19 protein-coding genes and 1 pseudogene are annotated in these 22,967 nt (G+C 40.5%); 10 read left to right on the top strand and 10 right to left on the bottom strand.

The annotated features are described in order from the left end of the window. Positions 1-392: 392 nt before the first annotated feature. Both trxA and H6G18_RS05930 read right to left on the bottom strand, forming a co-directional pair. Positions 393-740 (bottom strand): annotated as a pseudogene (gene trxA / locus H6G18_RS05935) (thioredoxin); the annotation flags it as partial. A gap of 335 nt (positions 741-1,075) precedes the next feature. Next, on the bottom strand, positions 1,076-2,239 hold the full coding sequence (locus tag H6G18_RS05930) for a GuaB3 family IMP dehydrogenase-related protein (RefSeq protein ID WP_190406166.1): 1,164 nt from the start codon (positions 2,237-2,239) through the stop codon (positions 1,076-1,078). Positions 2,240-2,527: 288 nt separating this feature from the next. Here H6G18_RS05930 and H6G18_RS24590 point away from each other — a divergent pair, with 288 nt between their 5' ends. From H6G18_RS24590 to H6G18_RS05910, 5 genes are all read left to right on the top strand, one after another. Further along, positions 2,528-2,701: a hypothetical protein gene (locus H6G18_RS24590; RefSeq protein WP_206757208.1), complete on the top strand. Its 174-nt coding sequence runs from the start codon at positions 2,528-2,530 to the stop codon at positions 2,699-2,701. 148 nt (positions 2,702-2,849) lie between these two features. Then, the gene (locus H6G18_RS05925) at positions 2,850-5,264 is read left to right on the top strand and encodes an endonuclease MutS2 (RefSeq protein ID WP_190406165.1); all 2,415 of its coding nucleotides are present in this window, start codon (positions 2,850-2,852) and stop codon (positions 5,262-5,264) included. A gap of 672 nt (positions 5,265-5,936) precedes the next feature. Continuing rightward, complete coding sequence (locus H6G18_RS05920) at positions 5,937-6,542, top strand: DUF3038 domain-containing protein (RefSeq protein WP_190406164.1); 606 nt, start codon at positions 5,937-5,939, stop codon at positions 6,540-6,542. A gap of 25 nt (positions 6,543-6,567) precedes the next feature. Next, positions 6,568-8,223, top strand: coding sequence for a DUF4335 domain-containing protein (locus H6G18_RS05915; protein WP_190406163.1), 1,656 nt, complete (start codon positions 6,568-6,570; stop codon positions 8,221-8,223). Positions 8,224-8,492: 269 nt separating this feature from the next. Then, entirely contained in the window at positions 8,493-8,777 is a 285-nt protein-coding gene (locus H6G18_RS05910) for a YiaA/YiaB family inner membrane protein (protein ID WP_190406162.1), read from the top strand. A gap of 108 nt (positions 8,778-8,885) precedes the next feature. On the opposite strand, the gene H6G18_RS05905 is transcribed toward H6G18_RS05910, so the two are convergent. The 3 genes from H6G18_RS05905 to H6G18_RS05895 are packed head-to-tail and all read right to left on the bottom strand — an operon-like array spanning position 8,886 to position 9,982. Beyond that, the gene (locus tag H6G18_RS05905) at positions 8,886-9,347 is read right to left on the bottom strand and encodes a ferredoxin (protein ID WP_190406161.1); all 462 of its coding nucleotides are present in this window, start codon (positions 9,345-9,347) and stop codon (positions 8,886-8,888) included. Then, positions 9,347-9,733 (bottom strand): DUF1257 domain-containing protein, encoded by a 387-nt coding sequence (locus tag H6G18_RS05900; RefSeq protein WP_190406160.1) that lies wholly within the window; start codon positions 9,731-9,733, stop codon positions 9,347-9,349. The genes H6G18_RS05905 and H6G18_RS05900 overlap by 1 nt, the downstream gene beginning before the upstream one ends. Positions 9,734-9,772: 39 nt before the next feature. Continuing rightward, positions 9,773-9,982: a DUF2997 domain-containing protein gene (locus tag H6G18_RS05895; protein WP_190406159.1), complete on the bottom strand. Its 210-nt coding sequence runs from the start codon at positions 9,980-9,982 to the stop codon at positions 9,773-9,775. A 469-nt stretch (positions 9,983-10,451) separates the two neighbouring features. On the opposite strand from H6G18_RS05895, the gene H6G18_RS05890 reads away from it, so the two are divergent. Next, positions 10,452-12,503 (top strand): hypothetical protein, encoded by a 2,052-nt coding sequence (locus H6G18_RS05890; protein WP_190406158.1) that lies wholly within the window; start codon positions 10,452-10,454, stop codon positions 12,501-12,503. Between the two features lie 24 nt (positions 12,504-12,527). Here the strand turns inward: H6G18_RS05890 and H6G18_RS05885 are convergent, their stop codons facing one another. Both H6G18_RS05885 and rfbB read right to left on the bottom strand, forming a co-directional pair. Continuing rightward, on the bottom strand, positions 12,528-13,403 hold the full coding sequence (locus H6G18_RS05885) for an alpha/beta fold hydrolase (protein ID WP_190406157.1): 876 nt from the start codon (positions 13,401-13,403) through the stop codon (positions 12,528-12,530). A 145-nt stretch (positions 13,404-13,548) separates the two neighbouring features. Continuing rightward, positions 13,549-14,628: a dTDP-glucose 4,6-dehydratase gene (gene rfbB, locus H6G18_RS05880; RefSeq protein ID WP_190406281.1), complete on the bottom strand. Its 1,080-nt coding sequence runs from the start codon at positions 14,626-14,628 to the stop codon at positions 13,549-13,551. A gap of 584 nt (positions 14,629-15,212) precedes the next feature. Here rfbB and H6G18_RS05875 point away from each other — a divergent pair. The 3 genes from H6G18_RS05875 (at position 15,213) to H6G18_RS05865 (ending at position 17,573) form a co-directional block, all read left to right on the top strand. Then, positions 15,213-15,350 carry a hypothetical protein gene (locus H6G18_RS05875; protein WP_190406156.1) on the top strand — a complete coding sequence of 46 codons (138 nt, stop codon included), beginning with the start codon at positions 15,213-15,215 and terminating at the stop codon, positions 15,348-15,350. Between the two features lie 174 nt (positions 15,351-15,524). After that, the gene (locus H6G18_RS05870) at positions 15,525-15,971 is read left to right on the top strand and encodes a tellurite resistance TerB family protein (RefSeq protein ID WP_190406280.1); all 447 of its coding nucleotides are present in this window, start codon (positions 15,525-15,527) and stop codon (positions 15,969-15,971) included. 246 nt (positions 15,972-16,217) lie between these two features. Next, the gene (locus H6G18_RS05865) at positions 16,218-17,573 is read left to right on the top strand and encodes a UDP-N-acetylmuramoyl-tripeptide--D-alanyl-D-alanine ligase (RefSeq protein WP_190406279.1); all 1,356 of its coding nucleotides are present in this window, start codon (positions 16,218-16,220) and stop codon (positions 17,571-17,573) included. Positions 17,574-17,747: 174 nt separating this feature from the next. On the opposite strand, the gene H6G18_RS05860 is transcribed toward H6G18_RS05865, so the two are convergent. The 3 genes from H6G18_RS05860 to menA are packed head-to-tail and all read right to left on the bottom strand — an operon-like array spanning position 17,748 to position 21,146. Continuing rightward, positions 17,748-19,223, bottom strand: coding sequence for a 2-succinylbenzoate--CoA ligase (locus H6G18_RS05860; protein ID WP_190406155.1), 1,476 nt, complete (start codon positions 19,221-19,223; stop codon positions 17,748-17,750). A 40-nt stretch (positions 19,224-19,263) separates the two neighbouring features. Next, positions 19,264-20,232, bottom strand: a complete 969-nt coding sequence (locus H6G18_RS05855; protein WP_190406154.1) for an o-succinylbenzoate synthase — start codon at positions 20,230-20,232, stop codon at positions 19,264-19,266. An 8-nt stretch (positions 20,233-20,240) separates the two neighbouring features. After that, a complete protein-coding gene (gene menA / locus H6G18_RS05850; protein WP_190406278.1) occupies positions 20,241-21,146 on the bottom strand; it encodes a 2-carboxy-1,4-naphthoquinone phytyltransferase in 906 nt (301 codons plus the stop codon). Positions 21,147-21,491: 345 nt separating this feature from the next. Between menA and H6G18_RS05845 the strand changes: the two genes are divergently transcribed. Beyond that, positions 21,492-22,907, top strand: a complete 1,416-nt coding sequence (locus H6G18_RS05845) for an isochorismate synthase (protein ID WP_190406153.1) — start codon at positions 21,492-21,494, stop codon at positions 22,905-22,907. Positions 22,908-22,967: the final 60 nt, after the last annotated feature.

Below are 22,967 nucleotides of genomic sequence, written 5' to 3'. Positions count from 1 at the left end.
ACCACAATGGCATTACATTTTACCTAATTTTGATGTGCAATTTATCAACTACTTGCAAGGTTGAAAAAATTTAATGCTCAAGGATAAATTCAAGAATCAGAATTTATTATCTAAACTCTATCTAAAGATACTTAAGTTTTTTCTGTGAGTGTGTCTCTAATTTCTATCACATAGCATAAAAGCGTATTCTATTTTTTAGATAAGCAATTTTCCATACAATATTCAATTTTTCTTGATGATTCTATCTGAAGCTAATATGGGACTTCTACTTGATTTTTTCACAAGAAATTTTATGAGGCGCAGACTTTAGCGCCTCACAAAGCAAAGAAAAAATATTTACCTAAACTTAATAACAATAGATTACTCAACAAGAGTTTACTACTGATTGAGTTTCAGAGATGTTTTTCCAGGGTTTGAGACAATGTGGTTTTAGGCACCGCACCAACTACCATATCGACTTTCTGCCCATCTTTAAAAATCATCAGTGTGGGAATACTGCGGATGCCGTACTGACTTGCGACTTGAGGATTCTCATCAGTGTTGACTTTCACCACTTTTATTTTACCTTCGTACTGTTGAGCTATTTCATCGACAACAGGAGCGACCATTCTGCAAGGACCACACCAAGGGGCCCAAAAATCAACCAAAACTGGTACATCGCTGTCGAGTACTTCTTGCTTAAAAGTAGAATCTGTAACTTGTGCGGCTGCTGACATGCCTAAAAACCTTTGCCAATTATATTTCTGACTTTCGTGAAAATTCTACCATAGCAAAAACAACTGCCAAAAACAGAAGGATGTACATTTGCAAAGAAGCTAAAGAATTTATGTATATACAAAAGGAACCGCCCGAACAGTAGTCCGGGCGGAGTGTGGTGTGAGGAGTGAACGGAAACATGCGTCTCCGCTATATCTATTGTAGGCGACATATGTGATTTTTCCAGTGGTTGTTTAAGAGTCTGGAAAAAATTTCTGAATAATTTAAAGTTGTCATAGGTGATAGGGTATGAGGCATAGTCCAAAATTTATTTCTAGTTAATTATTCCCTATTCTCTATTCCCTAATCCCTATTCCCTTTATTTACCCATACCTAATTGTTGAGCTTTTTGGTACACTTTGCCTTCGGTTAACAAAGAAGGAGCAATAACAACTTCAACTTGCTGCATTTCTTTAATATCTTTTGCTCCCAAAGTACCCATACTAGTTTTTAAGGCTCCCAAGAGGTTATGAGTACCATCATCTAATCCGGCTGGCCCAGTTAATATTTGTTCGAGAGTACCTGTAGTACCAACGCGAATCCGAGTCCCACGGGGCAGTACTGGGCTAGGGGTTGCCATACCCCAATGGTAGCCTCTTCCTGGGGCTTCGGCGGCTCTAGCAAAGGGAGAACCAATCATTACGCCGTCAGCACCACAAGCAATACATTTACAAATGTCACCACCAGTAATTAAACCGCCATCAGCAATGATGGGGATATAATTACCACTTTCTTGATAGTAATCATCTCGTGCGGCGGCACAATCTGCGATCGCTGTTGCTTGGGGTATTCCCACACCCAACACGCCACGGGAGGTGCAAGCAGCTCCAGGGCCAATCCCCACCAATACCGCAGCCGCTCCGGCTTTTAACAAATTCAAGGTGACTTCGTAAGTCACACAGTTACCCAAAATCACAGGGATGGGCATAGAACGGCAAAATTCAGCCAAATCCAGTGGCACTACAGATTCTGGTGACAAGTGGGCAGTAGAAACTACCGTAGCTTGAATAAAAAATAAATCTGCCCCGGCTTTAGCTACTATCTCACCATATTTGCTAGCTCCTACTGGAGTAGCACTAACGGCCGCAATCCCACCTTGTTCTTTAATTTCTTGAATACGTTTGGTAATTAATTCTGGTTTGATGGGTTCGGCATAGAGTTCTTGCATCAAGGAGACAAATTCTTCTTTGCCTACAGACGCAATCCGATCTAAAATCGGGTCTGGATCAGCATAACGAGTTTGAATGCCTTCCAAGTTGAGAACGCCTAATGCCCCTAACTGCGATAAACGTACAGCCATCTTGACATCAACAACGCCATCCATTGCACTGGCAATAATTGGGATTTGTCGCTCAATATTGCCAATTTTCCATCCAGTATCGGCTAAACTCGGATCGAGTGTTCTGTTACCGGGTACTAGAGCAATTTCATCAATGCCATAAGCTCTACGAGCTGTCTTTCCCCGCCCAATTTGAATTTCCACGCTGTTAACTTTTCTCAATTCTGTTCTAGCTAGGGTATCAAATTGTGAGGGAGTTTGCAGCGATTTTTTGGAATTGATGGCTAATTTGTAAAGGTTGCACAATTAAGGACGGGTGGTGACAATCCCATAATTCCTGCTTTTTTTTAACGCAAAGGGAGACGGAGGTGAGCGCAGAGAGGCGCAAAGTATTTTTTAGTCTATTCACTAGGAATTTTCAGACTCCCGTATAAAAGTTCTTCTAGCAACCTATTGATGAATAGCCTTCATGAGTGCCAGCACAGAAGTTTGATGGCGAAATTCACTGTTGCTAGGGGTTTTATGAAAATGCTAGTCAGAAATTATAGTCAGTTTACAGGTTTAGCGATCGCTGGATGGTTATTGTCAAGTTTTTCCACTGTTGCAACTGCTGTTAACAACTCCCAAATTGTAGGGACTGCTAGTACCAAATCATATTGCTGTTAATCAAGTTAATGGTAGTTGGAAAATAGTTGAGGGTGGCAATCATTGGATGTTTGATTTTAATACTATGAACAAAATTCTACCTTTAAGAATTGCCTAGATAAAGGCTAGAATTGTTACGATCACTCCAGCCTGTTTTGATGTTGCAGCCTTGATTCAATCGGAAACTTTAGAACTACTAGAATGGCATCGCCTTTGTCAGCATCTTTCTACATTTGCGGCAACTAAGCTTGGGGCGATCGCATCACTTAATCTGCAAATCCCTGCATCTCAGGCAGCAAGTGAGCATTTGTTAGAGCAGACCAAGGAAGTCTATCAACTGGAAAGTCGTCTGGCAAGCGGTCTATCTTTTGAGGGCATCCAAGATATTGGTGATTCGCTAGAAAGGTCAGAACTGCAAGGGATTCTGGCAGGGGATGAACTTTTGGCGATCGCTACTACTCTCTCAGGTACGAGAAATTTAAGACGTATCATCGATAACCAAGAAGATATACCAATTTTAACTGAGTTGGTTGCTGAGTTACGGACTTACCCCGAACTGGAACAAGAAATACATCGCTGTATTGATGAGCGGGGACAGGTGACAGACCGCGCCAGCACCAAATTAGGAGACATTCGTACAGAATTGCGTAAGTTACGCAGTCAAATTACCCAAAAACTGCAAAATATTTTACAAGTAAAGTCTAATGCAGTTCAGGAACAAATCATTACCCAAAGGGGCGATCGCTTTGTCATCCCCGTCAAAGCACCACAAAAAGATGCCGTTCCTGGTATTGTTCATGACACCTCAACCAGTGGCGCAACACTATATATAGAACCTAATTCCGTTGTGCCGATGGGCAACCAACTGCGGCAGACAATCAGAAGAGAACAAGCAGAAGAAGAAGCAATTCGCCGCGCCCTGACAGAACGAGTAGCAGCAGTCAAACCTGATTTGGAAAGGTTATTAGCCATTGTCACTACTTTAGATATGGCAACGGCTAGAGCTAGATATAGTTTATGGCTCAAAGCCAACCCCCCCAGATTTATTAACCGTCAGGAACAAGAAATAATTACCTTGCGGCAGTTACGCCATCCCTTATTAGAGTGGCAATATCATCACGAACAAGGTCATGCTGTCATTCCAGTCGATTTGTTAATCAGTCACCATATCCGAGTAGTCACGATTACCGGGCCAAACACTGGCGGTAAAACGGTGACATTAAAAACCCTGGGATTGGCAGCCTTAATGGCTAAAGTGGGTTTATTCGTTCCCGCCCGTGAACCAGTAGAAATGCCTTGGTTTGACCAAGTATTAGCAGATATCGGGGATGAACAATCCCTGCAACAAAGTTTATCGACTTTTTCAGGGCATATTCGCCGGATTAGTCGCATTTTAAATGCTTTAGGGAATGAAGCCGTGGAGAGAGATCAGGAAGAAGCATCTTTCCTATCCCCCTCATCCCTAGTCTTACTGGACGAAGTTGGCGCGGGTACAGATCCGGTTGAAGGTAGTGCTTTAGCGATCGCACTTTTACAATATCTAGCCAGTCATGCCCAGCTAACCATTGCGACAACTCACTTTGGGGAATTAAAAGCCCTGAAATATGAAGATCAGCGTTTTGAAAATGCCTCTGTAGAGTTTGATGAGGCTACTTTGTCGCCTACTTATCGTCTGCTTTGGGGTATCCCCGGACGTTCCAACGCTTTGGCGATCGCCCTACGTCTGGGTTTGAAGCCAGAAGTGATAGAACAAGCCAAAACCCAAGTGGGAGAATCAACGGACGAAGTTAACCTAGTAATTGCTGGGCTAGAAGCACAACGACGCAGCCAGGAAACTAAAGCTGCTCAGGCGCAACAATTATTACAACAAGCAGAACGCTTGTATAAAGAAGTATCCGACAAAGCGTCAGCATTGCAGGAGAGAGAACAATCTCTGCGGGCTTCTCAGGAAGTGGCTGTACAACAAGCTATCACCCAAGCCAAAGGGGAAATTGCTAAAGTGATTCGCCGCTTGCAGCAAGGTACAGCCACAGCCCAAGATGCCCAGCAAGCAACTAACACTCTCAATCAAATTGGTCAAAAATATCAACCCGCAGCACCAGCAAAACCAAAACTGGGGTTTGTTCCCAAAGTAGGCGATCGCATCCGGATTTCCCAATTTGGGCAAACAGCAGATGTGTTAACTGCTCCCGATGAAGATGGTGAATTAACAGTCCGCTTTGGCATCATGAAAATGACGATGAAATTAGGAGACATCGAATCTCTTGATGGTCAAAAAGCTGAACCAATCACCAAAGCCAAGCCAGCCCCAGCAACTCCACCACCACCTCAACCTGTCCTAGCAATTCGTACCTCCAAAAATACTGTGGATTTACGCGGTAAGCGGGTAGCTGATGCCGAATACATTTTAGACAAAGCTATTTCCGAAGCCACCGGCCCAATCTGGATCATCCACGGACACGGGACTGGTAAACTGCGTCAAGGAGTCCAAGCCTTTTTACAACAACATCCTAGAATCAGCCACTACGAACCCGCAGAACCATCTGATGGTGGTAGTGGAGTGACGATTGCTCATGTTTCTTGAAGGTAGGGGGCAGAGGGTCAGGGAGCATGGGAGAGAACCTACTCAAATACTCTTGCCCTTTCCCCCAGCCCCACATCCCAATTAAAAGGAAGGTAGAAGATGATCCTGGTTTCTACCTTTCTTGAAGATTTTTAATTTAAAAAAATAGCAGCAATAAATGTTACTAAATTCAGAAGTTCATTACCAATATTGATTTATTTATTGCTTGATCAAGCTTGTAGTTAATAATCAAATATTAGATTTTTTAATTATATTTATTTATACTTAAGTACTTAAATATCGCATAATAATAAGTATATTTTACTATAAAAACTCACTTTCTACACTGTTGAAAATTTATTTTCATCTAGTAGAGTAAGACAGTGACAATTGCTGTTTAACAAAGTTAAGAAAAGATAGTGCAGTGGGATAGAGAGAATCGAGGAGTTAAGAATCCAGCAAAGGCTCATACTGAAACTTTTTCACATTCTGACTTAAAGAAAAGAGTAGGGGGTGAGCAAATAATTAAGCATTGGGGCTGAGAGAAAAAGTAGAGTCTTTGAGTAAATTCTCCACCCTGCCCCCTCCCCCTATCCCCTATCCCCTGCCTCTTGCACAGGAAACCAACTCTAATTATTCAGAGTCTGGTTTCAAAATGGGTAACAGCAACAGCCCCTACCAGCCTGATCACCTATGCTAAAAGTTATGCACTCGGCCGCTGATCCAGTCACTCCCAATTCCCAATGGGAGGACTTAATTAAACTCCCAACCCCAAATGTAGTTGAATGGGACAACATCAAAACTCAGTTAGACTTGGTGCTGTTGGCTCTGGAAACCTTCACTGGCATTGGTTCTGAGGCTATGCTCTCAGCAGCAACCAGTTTAAATTTAGAGTCGAGAGTGCCAGACCGCGTAGCTTTATGGCGCTTACGTCAATCAAATCCCCTACGCAAAGGTCAAGGAGGGAGGAAAAAGCTGGATATAGAAGAAGCGCGATCGCTTGTTTTGATCATCTGCTACCTCGCCAAACAGCACCAGGAATTAATTCGTCGTGCGGTGAGTCTACTAGAACAAATGGCGGAAAAAAATCGGGAACCTCATCAGGCTGCTTTACTTGGGGATTACATAGATGCTTTCTGCAACACCTACCAAGAGCGGATGGAAGAGGACGAGCAAATCTCGACGGATTTATTAACTCATCTGGCGCTAAAACTGCTTGTAGATTTGCTGTTTTATAGCGCCCCTGGTGGACACCGCCGTCTTTGGCTAGCACTCATAGACCGTTCCGCAAAATTTTGAAAACATCTTCTTTGCAGTTCCTGCCATGCCTCTATCTAATTCTGTCATTCGTCGCTACACACCACCTACCTGTACGCTAGAAGTATTGGCGCAAAACTCCCCTTTGTCTCGTTGGATGGGTAAACCAGTACTTAAGCAATTAACCTTTGAGTTACGCTTTGAAGACCCACAATTACCAGAAGAACATAGAGTGCCAATTCGAGGCGATCGCGACCAACTCGAAGCCTTATGTGATGCTGTCACCTCCTACGTACAGCAGTTTCTTCAACAGCCCCCAGAAAGCTTTTGTTTTAATTTTTCGGGTCTCCAAGATTCAACTAAAGTCTCTACTGAAGAATTCACAGATTTTCATCAAGCTTCTCTCTTATCTAAAACATCAAAATCTTTTATACCCCAAATATCAGGGACAAAAATCTACTTAGAAGCCAGCAGTTATTTAACACACAATTTATTTCTTGGTTCTTTAGCTAATCAACCATCTGTCCATGTTATTGAACTAAGTTTGCTGCAATTATTTGATTTAGCGACAGCTTTAGATGAATACTCAATGGACGTGGTGGCATTACCCGCCCTCAGTAATACCAGTTCTGTGGTGCGCTTCCCTACTTGGGCTTCTGTTGCTGCCGTATTAGTATTGGCTCTAGGTTTAACGCCGTTAACTTGGCAATATGCTAACAATACCAAGCAAAAAGACCAACAAACAGCTACAACAAATAGTTCCAACGACGAACAAATCGCCTTACAACCAGCGCCATTCCCTAACTTTCCCGCGCCTCAATCTGAACTAGCCTCTCCCAATAATTTGTCATCATTGCCTTTAGGTTCGACTCCACCACCGCCTCCGAATACTAATTTACCTACAACACCCCTCACATCTCCTAACACCAGTTTTTCTGCTAATTCTCCTACAACCGCTTCTGCTTTACCTCCCAGTTCTATCACCTCAAGAGAGGCATTGAATCTACCGCAGACAAGTATTCCACCCCTTTCCAGCAATCCTGCAATTACCATACCAGGGCAACAAGTCGGGACTCAACCCAATTCCACAAGGTCAATTAATTCAGGAGGAATTACTCTGAAGCGGAATTTGCCCCCCAGATTATCTACCTCTACAAGCAGTACTTCATCTGGTATCACGCCAGTACCCCCACCACTAGCTACTATACCTAGTGGCAGTCCTAATAATACAATTCCTCAAATACCTAGTGGCAGTCCTAATAATACAATTCCTCAAACCTACTCACCAGTCACTTCACAACAAGCACGAGTTAGTGGCAATTCCCCAGTAAATACTTCCCCCCAGTTAACTGACACTAATTCATTAATAGAAAGATTGAGGGGTGAATCGAATACTAGCTCGCCTACAGAAGTTGCTACAGGTAACATCGGTACACTGTTTGATACACCCCAGGTAGCAGAAGCCAGAGAATTTTTCCAAAAACGTTGGCGACCACCCACAGGATTCGCGCAGACCTTAGAGTATAGCGTCATGCTAGGGGTTGATGGCTCAATTGAGCGAATTTTACCTTTAGGAAAGGCGGCTAGAGATCACGTTGATATTGTGGGAATGCCTATCATTGGTGAACCATTTGTTTCTGCCAATCAATCTGGGCAAATGATGCGGCTTCGAGTTGTTCTCAGTCCAGATGGTAAGGTACAAACTTTTCCAGAATCTGAATGAATGGTCAATAGTCAATAGTCATTAGTCATTAGTTGGAGGCTAAAGATGAAGATTTTGGACTATGGACTATTGACTGGGTATTATGAATTACCTTTTAAGTTAATGACAGTTATAAAACTGGTATAGAAACTGTACCAGTTTTCACTTGATTTTATTACCTGTAAACTTCTTTTTTGAGTCCAGTTAATAAAGTGGTTTTACTTTTGATACTAGTAAGTTTAGTAATTAATATAATCACAACTAAAGCAATCTAATCAAAAGTAAATAATATGCAAACGATTGGACATCAAAAAGATAGTGCAGCTTGGGTTATTCAAACATGGGCTGCTTTTGTACTTTCTGTTTCTATGACAAGTTTTGGAATTGTGAATTTACCTGTGGATAACTGGGTAAAAGGCTTTATGAGTATGGGTTTAGCCTTTTCTTTGGGGTCAACTTTTACCTTAGCTAAAACCACTAGAGATTTACACGAAACGAAAAAACTAACTGCTCGTATTGATGAGGCTAAGGTGGAAAAATTGCTGTCACAGCATGACCCTTTGAATTTTAAATAAAATTTCAACTCATACTATTTTGAATTGGTTCTAAATTGAATCTTAAGTAAATAAAAAAAAGGACGGGTTTTACCAGTCCTTTTCTTTTTATAAAGTTGATTTTTTATCTTAATAACGGGATTTTTTATTTTTTGATTTCTGCTTTTTCCGCCGCCGTTCAGTAGTAGCAACTGCATGATCTACTGGGTAGCCAACCACAGGAATTACCTGAAATTTGCGCTCTTCTTCTAATTTTTTCAAATCGGTGTAATCAACCCAATGAATGCAATCGACCGGACAAGTGTCAATTGCTTCTTGAATAACTTCTTCCGCGTCCCCATCTTGACGAATTACACGCGATCGCCCATAATCAGGCTCAATGTAGAATGTGCTACGGGCAACGTGAGCGCAGTGCTTGCAGCCAATACAGGTGATTTCGTCAACATAAACACCTTTTTGTCGCAGCATACCGCCCAATTCTGGCTCAAATCCAGAACGCTCTGGGGCTTCCCGCAACAAGCCCCCCAGTTCTGGTTCCAAACCTGAACGATTATCTTCTTGTTCTTCTGGCGACGGCAGAAAATCAGCCATTACGCACTCCAGCGTTGTACAACTAAGCGAATTGAACCATCTTCATTCTTTTGCTGTTCGCTGACTTGAAAACCTACACGAGTGGTTTCCTTGACGACTGTTTGATAAGCATAACGTTGCGTAACTTGGCGTAAGAAACCATCAACTGATAAATTTTGCTGCCAATATTGCAAGTCAGCTACTAGTTCGTATTCTTTGCCATTCCATCTAAAGCCGATGTCATAGCCATTCTCCTGCTCAATTGTGATTTCCGCAGGATGGGTTTGACCACGATAGCCGCGTACTTCTCGTGGGCCTGGTTTCCAGTCTATGCCTAAATCAGTGAGCGCATCTTGTAAAGATTCAAGGTTACGGATCTGAGTCTTAATTTGGCTAAAGTGTGACATGGTGGTTGTAAATCAACGACAATGAACTATTGTGAACACTTACCATTCGCTGTAAGTAGCTTGCGTATTTGCCACACTAGATTGCTGCACCTGTGTGGCGAAAAATTCTGAGGTTGGCTGCTGAGTGAGTACTAGCCCCAGCTGTGCTTCTATTGCTGCTGTAACTTCAGAGCAAGAAGCACCCACAATACCAGTGACTTTTTCTTGTACCCGACCGTCTGGATAGATGATGAACTCTAATGTCTCCATACTCTTGGCCAACCACGATAAGTACGCTTAAATTTTACTGCCCTAGCAGCAAGCTATATGTATAGCTCTAGAAACATTGTTACTTAGGCACAAACTTGCCATTTTTCAACTAATGTTCCATTTCTTAAAATAAATATCTCAGAAACTTTACAAAACTTATTGATTTTATAAGTCTACACATCTGTTACTAGTTAGTCTCTCTTAACCTAATCCATAAGTCAAGGTTAATATTTATCTGGCAATTTTAGAGGGTAAAAGGCTGAAGAATTAGTACTAGGGGTAGTATAGCTAGCTGTGTGAGCGTCTAAAATATCAAATTTATTGAAAATCTTTATCATTATCATTGAAAAAACTCGGTTCTACTCAAACATCATTGTTCCTCGTTATCAGAGTGCCTATTGCCTATTAGCTGCCTAAGCAAGTAAATTCAGAAATCAAATCGGATTTTTATATATCCCGGTTAAGCTCCATGAGAAATAATGCTTTAGACTCATTTTTCAGTGCGATCGCTCCTATAGTATCTTCTAAAAGATTTGCGGTAATTTTTATTTCAGTTTTTTCCATAGGTCTGATTTTATACTGTCTTACGACCAATCCCATTAGACAAGGCGATGGCTATGAGTATGCTTTGATTCTGCAAAGTTTTTTCAATCATTTCAGTCCAGATATTCGAGAAGCTGATATCACCAGTTTGATGAAGATTGTGGAAACTCAACCGAGTTCTTACGATGTTAAGGTTTTGCAAGGAACCTTGGAAGCCTTGAGAAATGGCGAAAATGAAATTTACTTAGGAATTTTAAAATCTAGTCAAGGAGAGTATTTTGGTTATCACTTCTGGCTTTATCCCTTGATCAATCTTCCAGCTAAAGCATTTCTCGCTGTCTTTGGACTCAATGAACTCAAAGCATTCCAATTAACCAACGGAATTTTGATTAGCTTAACGCTAGTGTATGTATTGCTGTTTTCCCGCCAATCTCCTTTCGTGCGATGTGCGATCGCATTATTATATTTAGCAGGGTGTGTGTTCTTTTATCTAAGATGGCCTCATCCAGAAGTTTTTATTGCTGCATCTATTTTAATTTCAGGATGTGCCTTTATTGATCAACGGATTTATGTTGCAGCCATAGCCGCAACTTTAGCAACTTTACAAAACCCGTCTGTAGTTTTCCTTTTAGCATCAATACTACTATTTTTTATAGTACAAAACTTTAAATCACATATATTAAAAGAACCTTTAGAATTTCTCAAAAAGCACATTTGGTTGGCTTTGATAGCTGCTTTGTCGCTCTTTCCCTATGTTTTTTATTATTATCACTACCAAATCCCTAATTTGATTGCCAAGCGAGGGTTTGTTAACCCAAGCTTAATTAGCTGGGAACGGTTTACCTCTACAGTTTTTGATTTGAATCAGGGACTAATTGTTGGTTTTCCAGGGCTGATGATTGGTGTTTTCACTATTTTGATATATCGTTTAATTTTGGTTTTATTTAAGAAAAAACAGCCAGCATTTAACCAGAATGACATATTATTAATAGCATTTTTCTTGATGCTCCAGCCAACTCTAGCCCAAACAAACTGGAATCATGGACAGGAAATATTCAGCCGATATGCTTTCTGGTCAGCGATGGCTTTAATTGTTTGGGTGGCTGCGAATATGAAAGATTTAAAAGGCTTACTCAAATATTCTTTGCTACCTTTCATGTTAATTTTACAGCTTTTTCCCAATGAACTTTTCTTCAATCGTCCTTGGGATGGGCATTATTTAAAAATGAAATCTCAAGCTGCTTGGGTTTTATCCAACTTCTCCACTTGGTACAATCCAGAACCAGAAATTTTTGCGGAACGTGTGCGAGAATATGAGCGATTTGGTGAAGCGATCGCACCTAATCAAATAGACTCTCCTTTTATCTATTTCGATACAACTGGTAATATTAAGAAAATTCTGGTCTATCAAGATTTTGTCAAACAAACAGAAGAACGTCTTTGTGGTGTTAACGGAAAGTTGATTAGTAGTAACCCACAAGATTCAATGGAAAAATTACTGGCAAATATATCTTTTAATCGTCAAGGTTGGGGATATCTCAATGGTAATTTTCGCTGTGCGATACCGTTGAGTATAAATTTTGGAGAAAATGGTAACTTTCCTAATTTTACTCGTAAAGGTTGGGGAAAACCAGAAGGCAATGGTAGCTTAATCAAATCTCAGGAAGCTGTCTTTATTTTACCTATTGATACCCAGAAATTAGATAATGTGAGGTTGCTCGCCAAAATAGAGAATCTGTCATTGGATCAAAATGCACCAACTGATTTGGAGATTATTGTTAATAATCGTCCCGTAACTCAATGGACTTTAAATATGTCAAATCAGATTACTGAATATGAGGTGGTGATTCCTCAAAAAATATTAAATTCTCGTCCTTTAGTGTCTGTTAGTTTTCGGGTGGTTGGTGCATCCAAAAAATTGGATCAATCTCTACAACTTAAAGTCATCTCTGTGAAAATAGAGCCATTACTTTTTTAAAAAAGGTTTCTGTAACAACTTGCGTTAATAGTTAACCAAAAATTTATAAATAGCCTGATAAGTTTCCTCTGGTGCTTCTTCAGGAAGGAAATGACCGCAAGATATAGAATGACCGCGCACATCAATTGCTCGTTCTCGCCAAGTTTCTAAAACATTGTATTTGCGTCCAATGATTCCCTTTTCACCCCACAGCACCAGTAATGGACATGGAATTTTTTGTTCCATATCCAGTTCATCATGTGTTAAATCAATCGTCGCCGCAGCTCTATAATCTTCACAGGTCGCATGAATCACAGCAGGCTGACAAAAGCAACGTATGTACTCGGCTAAAGCTTGAGGATGAAAAGCGGAAAAATCCTTGCCCCATTTTTCTAAACACTTACGTAAGTAATATTCAGGATTGGCTCCGATGAGGGTTTCTGGTAAGTTATCGGGTTGAATTAGAAAAAACCAATGATAATAAGCTGTGGCAAACTCTTTATCTGTAGTCTCATACATTTTATGGGTGGGTGCAATATCTAGTAAGGCCAGTTTTTTTACACAATGGAGATGATCTAACACCAGACGATGAGCAACTCGCGCTCCTCGGTCATGACCAACAAGATAAAATTCTTCATACCCTAACTTTGACATAACCTCGACTTGATCTTGCGCCATCACCCGTTTGGAATAATTAAGGTGATGGGGAATGCTTGTAGGTTTGGAACTGTCGCCATATCCCCTCAAGTCTGTTGCTACTACGGTAAAATTTTCAGCCAAGCGAGGCGCTATTTTATGCCACATTACATGAGTTTGGGGATAACCGTGTAATAAAAGTAGCGCCGGGCCATGACCACCTTTGACTAAATTGATTTGAGCTTCAGTTGTCTCAACTATGGTGTGTTCAAAGTCAATGAACATAATTTTTCTAAGGGACTTCCAGAAAATAAAATATTCAATGGGTAAGAGCAAATATTATCGTTGGATTTTTCCTCCCCTGCTTCCTCTGCTTCCCCTGCCTCCCCTGCTCACCAAAGCAGTGGTATATTTTTTTAGTTGGAAGTCCCTAACTCTTGATGGCTGCTTGTGGTAGAAGTGCTTCCCACCAATGGCGATGAGTTAGATACCACTCGATAGTTTGGCGTAATCCGGTTGAGATGGTCTGTTGGGGTTCCCAGCCTAATTCTGTTTTAATTTTTGTTGCATCGATCGCATAACGGCGATCATGTCCAGGGCGGTCTTTGACAAAGGTAATGAGTTTACTGGCAGGAGAAACGGGTAAATTAGGGGCTAATTCGTCCATTAACTCACATATCATTTGAACTAGGTCAATATTTTTGATTTCGTTATTACCGCCGATGTTATAGGTTTCTCCTGGCTTACCTTGATTAATTACAACATCCAAAGCACGGCAATGATCCTGAACATAGAGCCAATCGCGGATATTTAGCCCATCGCCATATATAGGTAGAGGCTTACCTAAGAGGATGTTGATACAGATTAAGGGAATTAATTTTTCGGGGAAGTGATAAGGGCCGTAGTTATTGGAACAGTTTGTGATGATGGTTGGTAAGCCGTAGGTGTGGTAATAAGCTCGTGCTAGGTGATCACTACCAGCTTTGGAGGCGGAATAGGGACTGTTGGGGGCGTAAGGAGTGGTTTCTGTAAAAGCTGGGTCTTCTAGGTCAAGACTGCCGTAAACTTCATCTGTGGAGACGTGCAGGAAGCGGTAATTTGCAGGTTGACCTTGTTTTACCCAATGATGACGAAAAGCCTCTAGTAAGGTGAATGTACCAACTACATTTGTTTGGATAAAGGCATCTGGTGCGACAATTGAACGATCAACGTGAGATTCAGCCGCAAAGTGAGCGATCGCTCCAATCCCTTCTTCTTCTAATAGCTGATCAACTAGGGCGCGATCGCCTATGTCTCCCTTGACAAATCTTAAATTGGCTTTGCTTTCTATATCTGCTAAATTCTGGCGATTCCCCGCATAAGTAAGAGCATCTAGAACTATGATGCGATCGCTTGGGTACTGCTCATACCAGTGATGGATGAAATTGGAGCCAATAAAGCCTGCGCCACCTGTAATCAGAATAGGTGCAGCTAAAGAAGTAGATGAATCATCAGTAATATTTTTTGTCATTACTTGGGGATCAATGTTTATCATAAATTTTATTTTTGCTTTAGTTTTTGGAAAAATACTGCATAATTCACCAGAAACAATATCAATAAAGCTTACCTTTGACAAAATCTTCTGTCTTGGGGCTGAAAATATATAATTTTTGTAAAGAAATTTTTAATTCTTTCTCATAATTCACTTTCTGTAAAAGCAAATATGTCTAAGTACTGTTTTCTCAGTAAATTTCCTCAAAATATTTGCTGCATATTTTAGCGATTTAGAGATTAAAAATGAAAATTTGATGATTTATGAACTGTTTATTAGTTTGCAGATTCATTAAAGAATATTAGTGTGTTATTTAACCTGTAGTTAACTAAATCGACGGTAATTGAAAGGCAAATATTTCTCATAAAAAATTTTTCAGTACTCTACGTAACAAAATATGAGCTAATTTCATCGAATCTTCAGAAAGAAATATTTTTTTTTATAAACTGAAAGAGCTAAAGTTTTGTTAAGATGCAATTGCTAGCACTTTCTCAACGGAATTCCTGACTCAGCAGGTGGAGAAATAAAAAGTACTAGCTACACAGAGTTCAAAAGGTGAAGGAATGACCACCTACATTTTCTTTGATGAAGCCCTTCGGATTCTAACCAATGCCTTTCTGCTATCAGCCGTACTGTTAATTGCAGCTTCTGGTATAGGTTTGGCGGTTATTGAAACAATTGAGAAGACTGAACAACGCTAAATTTACCCTTAACGCTGTAGTTTTAGTTGTAACCCATTGAGTACTAGTGTTTGCTATGCAAAAATCCTGGGAACACTAAGTTATACAAGTCTCACGGCGATGCAGACTTATCTGCAAGTCCAAAACCAACGGGTAACTGCACCGCTATTGAGACCCCCACCAGGAGCGACTATCATGAATTTATTAGACATATTCCTGGGCAGAGAAAACCAAGCCCCAGAAGTACTCAGTTCGGCAGAAGCTTTTGTTGCTATTGTTTTACTGGCAACAGCGTCAGATGGTTACTTATCTCATGAGCAAGAGCATTCTATTTCTTATGAACTATCTCGTTCAAAGCTTTTGAGGAATTACACCACAGACGCGATCGCCCAATTGTGTGACAAAATATTCATCATTCTCCGGCAAGATGGTTTCAATGCCCTATTTAATTTGGCTAAAGAATCTCTATCTACAGACTTACGAGAAGCCGCTTTCGCTGTAGCCAGTGATTTGGTTTTGAGTGCAAGTCTGATTACAGAAGAAGAAATACATTTTTTAAATGATTTATCTCAAGCTTTGGGTATTTCTCCTGATATAGCAATACAAATTTTACAAACAATGTCACTGAAAAATCAAATTTAGGCTGGTAAGAAAATTATTTTTGGCAATTATCAATTCAGAATTACCAAATAGCTTATATACTAAATGTGCCAAAGGGGTTTTGCTTCTTTGGCACATTTGGCTTTAAGTACTGAGGACTTAATTAAATAAATTATAAGTAATCCCATTTGATTCTTGTTGGCGTAGCCTGCGCTTGTACTTAAAAATCTAAGTAGGGTGGGCAATGCCCACCTTACCAAAGAAATTATTTTGAATTTTGAATTTTATATGCCTTTGTCTGCTACTTTAAATCAACTAATTGAAGTTCTTTTAGCCAGTCCTGTAAATTTAGGTGAAGCTGCTTTAGCACAAGTCAGCAGTGGTATCCAAACAGATACACGGAGTTTAAAACCTGGGGAAGTTTTTCTGGCTTTCCGGGGGGAAAAGTTTGATGGACATGAGTTTGTCTCTACAGCGATCGCTAATGGTGCGATCTCTGCTATTGTTGATTGTGAATATGACAACCCAGAATTACCTATATTACAAGTACGCAACACTTTAGAAGCTTATCAAAAACTGGGTAGATGGTGGCGCGATCGCTCCGATATACCAGTGATTGGGGTTACAGGTTCGGTAGGTAAAACAACTACCAAAGAACTAATCGCCGCAGTGTTGGGGACAAAAGGCAATGTCCACAAAACTTATGGCAATTACAACAACGAAATCGGTGTACCAAAAACTCTTCTAGAACTGAATGCAGAACACGACTACGCCGTAATTGAAATGGCGATGCGGGGTAGGGGACAAATTGCCGAACTTACACAAATAGCCAATCCCACAATCGGGGTGATTACCAACGTCGGAACGGCACATATTGAGTTATTGGGTTCAGAAGTGGCGATCGCTGAGGCAAAATGTGAGTTATTAGCCGAAATGCCTAAGGATAGTGTGGCTATTCTCAACTACGATAATCCTCTATTGATGGCGACGGCGGCGAAATTTTGGTCAGGGGAAGTATTAACTTATGGTTTGACTGGTGGAGATATTCAAGGTGCGCTAGTGGATAACGCCATCATAGAAGTAGCAGGATTACGGCTACCTTTACCTTTACCCGGTCGTCACAACGCTACCAATTATTTAGCGGCTTTGGCTGTGGCTAAGGTGTTGGGGATTGAATGGTCGAGCTTGCAAGACGGTGTAACAGTGAATATGCCGACGGGGCGATCGCAGCGTTTTAATTTGCCTAATGATGTATTAATCTTAGATGAGACTTACAATGCTGCACCAGAAGCTATGATAGCAGCGTTACAATTATTGGCTGATACACCAGGAAAACGTAGAATTGCGGTGTTAGGGGCAATGAAAGAATTGGGAGAGCGATCGCCACAACTACACCAACGGGTAGGGGAAGCAGTACGAAACTTAAAGTTAGATGGCTTGTTGGTGTTGGTGGATGGTGAAGATGCGGAAGCGATAGTTAAGAGTGCGGAAGGAATCCCATCAGAGTGCTTTGCAACCCATGCTGATTTAGTTTCTCGATTGAAAACATTCGTGCAGACAGGCGATCGTTTGTTGTTTAAGGCGGCTCATTCGGTAGGATTGGATCGGGTTGTGAGTCAGTTTCGGGCGGAGTTTCCTAATTAAGTGGGGTTTTTGGAAACGCAGAGGGGCGCGGAGTTTTTTTACTTAGTCCCCATGTTCAATAATGTGAGTTTGATAAATTCGGAAGAACCCCTCTCCATAGCGCGGAGCGCTTCTCGTAGAGTACCTCTCTCCGACGCGGGGAGAGGCTTAAAAACCTAATTCTTTGGTACTCAGTTATATATTTTTAGCCCCTTCCCTTGTAGGGAAGGGGTTGGGGTTAGGTTCCGTCGAACTCAAGTTCAATATGGCTATTTTTTGTAGTTCTTGGCGATTGATTTTGCCTTGGGAATTACGGGGTAAGTTATCTATGGAAATCCAATGTTTAGGGATTTTAAATTTGCTGAGTTGATGGGAGAGTGCGGTTTTAATTTCACTGACAGATACATTAGTATCTTGGGGAATATAAATTGCTGTTAATGCTTGTCCCCATTGTTTGTCTGGTATGCCAATGACGCAAACATCAGCAACCATTTGTGTAGCGCGGATGGCTGATTCTACTTCTATTGGGTAGATATTTTCTCCACCGGTGATAATTTTATCGCTGTTTCTGCCAACAATAGTTAAATAACCTTGCTCATCTAAAAAACCTATGTCATCTACTTGTAAATAATTTTTAGTTTGGCAAATTTGGGGATAATAACCAAGGAATAAAGATTGAGCCTGAATGGTGATATTGCCGATTTGATTTGCTGGTAAAACCTCCCCTTGATGATTACAAATCTTTACTTGGGTATGGGGAAGAATTTGACCACTATTAATTTTACCATTTAAAAAATCATCTGGTTTGAGTGTGGCAATTTGCGAGGCAGTTTCTGTCATTCCATAAGTTGGCGCTAATCTAATATTGTGGAATTTGGCTTTTTCTAATAATTCATCCCAAGCAGGCGCACCACCTAAAAGCACAGTTTGAAATTGGGATAACCATGTAATTAATTCTAAGTTTTGAAATAGACGTTGTAATTGTGTTGGGACTAAAGATATAAAAAAATCTCTAGGATTAATTTGATACGTTTCACCTATTTCTAATGATTTGAATGGCAAAATTGCTAGTTTTCCACCAGTGCTAAAAGAACGCATAAACTGCATTAAACCACTGACATGATATAACGGTAAAACACAAAATGAATTAACTTGTTTTAACTGAAAATATTCGGTAAATCCTTCCACAGATGCCATGAGGGTTTCCCAACTGTGGATGGTAAATTTGATTTTTCCCGATGAACCACCTGTAGGAATCATTATGAATGGGGAGTGGGGAATTACTTCGATTGCACTCAATAAACTGGGGAGTCGGGAGTGGGTAGAGTTGGGACTGGGGGGAAATAGAGAGAAGTTTTTTAATTTTGAATTGATTTGTCCAAAAATAATATCTGGTTGTACTAAATCGAATACTTGATGCCATTCTTGTTCGCCCCAATCTGGGTTACAGAGAAAGATTTGGCAATTAGCAGCACAGGCGGCGATAAAACTAGCTAGAAATTGAATTGGTTCACGTTCGGCTAAGATAATTTTTGGTGATGTGTCACACGCTGATAATTGTGTAAGTTGGAAGTATAAAACTTTAGCTTTTTGATGAAATTCACTGCTGTCGTAACCTATCAACCAATCATGGTGAGTTCGGTGATTAAGATAGGCTAAGGGTTGTTCCATAAAATAATTCGTAATTCGTAATTTTTAATTGGGTGAATATTTATTCTGTTTGGTGAAATGAGAAATTATCTTGCCAGTTTTCTTCTTCTTCCTTAAACAAGTGGTTAACACCAAAACCAACAGCCCTGTTGTAGCGAGATAATTCTGTTGCTAGTTTTAATGCGGCTTGTCTGGCGATCGCAGTTTCAAATACTGATGAGAATACCGCGTCAATTTCATGCTGTTGGCAAAATTTTCTCAGACGAGAGGGTGAACCTGCGATCGCCGGTTTAATGACAAAGACTTCCCGCCAACCTTGTGCATAACAAGCAGCCAGTTGTTTGAGGGTAGCTACAGATTCATCTAATGCGATCGCTGTAGTGTAAGCTTCACTCAATTCCAGCATTTGGGAAAATTGCTCAACAGGTAGCGGTTGTTCCATAAATTCGATTGCTATGGGTGAATTATCACAAGCCTGTAGCCATGAATTAGCTTCTTGATAGCTAAGTCCACCGTTGGCATCTAATCGCAGTTTGGCTGATGCAGGTAAACTTTTTATCAGTGAGTCAAAAATTTTCAGTTCTTGGGCTATTTCACCCACGCCAATTTTCCATTTAAACGTGCGGTATCCCTCCTCCCACAAGCCTCTCCATTGATGTAATGCGGCTTCTCCGGCTGGTAACAAGGCGCTAAATTGAGCATTAGTTATTGTTACATCTTCCCCACTCCCCATTTCTTCCAACGCCGACTCAAAGCCAAATTGACACGCTGGTAAATCATCGGGAATTGAGAAAATCCTTTCTTCTGTGATTGTCTTCGGTAGTTGGCGACAAAAATCTAAAGCCTCTTCTAAAGTCTCAGAACCAAACCAGCTAATCGGTGCAATTTCTCCCCAGCCAGTTTTACCTGTGGTGTCAGTCAGGCGGAGAATAATTGCTTCCCGGACTTCCCAAACACCATAACTGGTGACAAGCGATCGCGCAAATTTTCGGGCTATGGGACGAAAACTTAATTCGTAATTGGACAACACAATAAGTATCAAATACCTGCAATGACAAATCCCAAACCTAGTAGTAAGCAACTCCAAAAATGCACAGCTACGGCGATAAATTTACAATTGCTGATTTTTTCTGGCTGGTTGTGGTTTTGCTGGACGTGGCGACACAGTTTGAACGCATAAGGTAAACTTAGCCAACTCAACAACGTCCACACAGGGAAAAATCCCAAAATGACAAACAGCAAGCTGAAGGGGTAAATGCTGACTGTAAACCAAATGAGAACTTTTGCACCGCTGGCTGTTCCTAAACGGACAATAGGCGATCGCTTACCTGCGGCGATGTCATCATTAACTTGGTGGAAGTGTGAGCAAAACAAAATTAAACTTGTGACAATACCGACAATTACTGAAGCGGCTAAACTTGTGATTGACCAAGTTTGGGTTTGGCTGTAGTACCCTGCTGATACACCCAAGGGGCCGAAAGCAAAGAAGCAAAGAATTTCACCTAAGCCTTGGTATCCTAAACGAAAGGGAGGCCCTTGGTACATATAGCCCAAACCGCAGCATAACAGGATGATGCTAATAACTGTTGGGTCTTGTTGCCAAGTAGCGATGGCTAATATCCCCAGCAACCCAGAAATTAAACACAAGTTTCCTAACCAAAATACTAAGGTCTTCTTACCAGTTAAATTCACCAGAGAATGGTGTTTATTTATATCAATCCCTGTTTCTGAATCGAATACATCATTACTGATATTTTCCCAAGCCAGAATTAAAATTGCGGCGACGATAAAAGTAGAAAATACTGCTACATTAAAAACTTTATTTTCAGCAAATGCAACTGCTCCTCCAACCCAAATGGGCATGATAGCAACACTATACATCGGCGGTTTAATTGCCGCCATCCATAACTTAATTTTAGGACGGGAAATCTGGTTTGTAGTCATCACCTGTGGTTAGCAATTAAAAATTCAAAATACTCTACTGTAAGCGCAAGCAATACAAAATTCAAATTAAATAAAGTACTTCTATCCAGCTTTTTAGCAGCTATTTAGGTATGAGATGAAGGCTGTTTTTCTTTTCATTTCAATACTGAACCTCCCTATGGCAATTTTTACACTATCGGCTGATCGCACATAACCAGTCATGACTTGTGAGATCCTGGGAACACAATCAATAAGGCAAACCATACTCTGGTGAAATGGTAACTGAATATGTTACCTGTAGAAATACGACCATGATTAATTACACTTTGGAAGATAACTTAAAAAAAATTTACTATTTTTAGATCCATGACAGTTTCACCATGTCGTCGTAGCTTGTTTGTCGAACACAAAGACCTCTATCAATTTTTGTTAGCTGTGCAAGAAAATTGCCTCAAAAATCATTGTAGGCAGATTGTGAGTATTTCTCTAAAAATTGATTGGGTTGACCCTTTAGCCGTATTAGATAAATTATCGCAAGCAAATGCAATAAATTTTTACTTTGAGAACAGAAGCAAAGGGGAAGCGATCGTCGGCATTGATGCAGTCATAAAATTACAAATTAATGGAGAGGAGCGTTTCAACAAAGCCGAATATTTTATTAAATCTAATTTAGAGAATATAATTAATTTTGGTAACAATAACCAACCTTTTGCTGGCCCTCACTTTTTTTGTTACTTTAGCTTCTTTTCTGAAAATAACAAATTAGATTATCCCTTTCCCTCGGCTACAGTTTTCCTACCTCGTTGGCAAATAGCTGTAAAAAATCAGTGTTGTACATTGGTGATGAATACAGTTATTAATTCTAGTGTAAACATTGAAATATTATTAGAAAGTTTACGCAATAAAATAGAAGTTATAAATTCTCTGAAACCTTATTCTCCTAATCTTGATTATTTTCAAGCTAATCTAAGGAAAAAAATTGTTAATAATGGAGAACAATATAAACAATCAGTTGTATCTGCACTAGAGAAAATCCAATCTAGTGAATTAAGTAAAGTAGTACTGGCAGATATTTTAGATGTGAGTTCTAATCAGCAGTTTAATTTATTCAATTCACTACATAATCTGCGGAAAGTTCACCCTAATTGTTATATATTTTCCACTAGCAATGGCAAAGGACAAAATTTTATTGGTGCAAGTCCAGAAAGACTAATTACTATTCATAACCAACAGTTAATTACTGATGCTTTGGCTGGTTCTGCACCACGAGGGAAAACACCTGCTGAAGATGCAGCTAATGCCAATCGCTTACTCAATAGCGAAAAAGAAAGACATGAACATCTATTAGTAATGGACTTCATTACTCAACGCCTCACCCAGCTAGGTTTGTTACCCCAGGTATTACCACCACGTCTGCGACAATTATCTAACATTCAGCACCTATGGACACCAATCAATGCCATAGTTCCGGCTAACGTCCACCCATTAAAAATTATTGCCCAACTGCATCCGACACCAGCCGTAGCAGGTGCAGCCAGAGATATAGCCTGTGCAGAAATTCGCCGCTACGAAACCTTTGAGAGGGGTTTATATGCTGCACCTCTTGGTTGGATAGACTCTCAAGGTAACTGTGAATTTATTGTAGGGATTCGTTCAGCTCTAATAGATGGCGATCGCGCTAGACTTTACGCAGGTGCGGGTATTGTCGCTGGTTCAGATCCCAACAGAGAATTTGCCGAAGTCCAACTCAAACTACAAGCCTTACTCAAAGCCTTGGTTTAATTAATTCCTCATATTCAGATCCCCGACTTCTTTAAGAAGTCGGGGATCTAGCTCATCTCG

The organism is Anabaena subtropica FACHB-260, from assembly GCF_014697105.1.
GTDB classification, from domain to species: Bacteria; Cyanobacteriota; Cyanobacteriia; order Cyanobacteriales; family Nostocaceae; genus Trichormus; species Trichormus subtropicus.
This window is presented reverse-complemented; position numbering and strand designations above follow the sequence as displayed.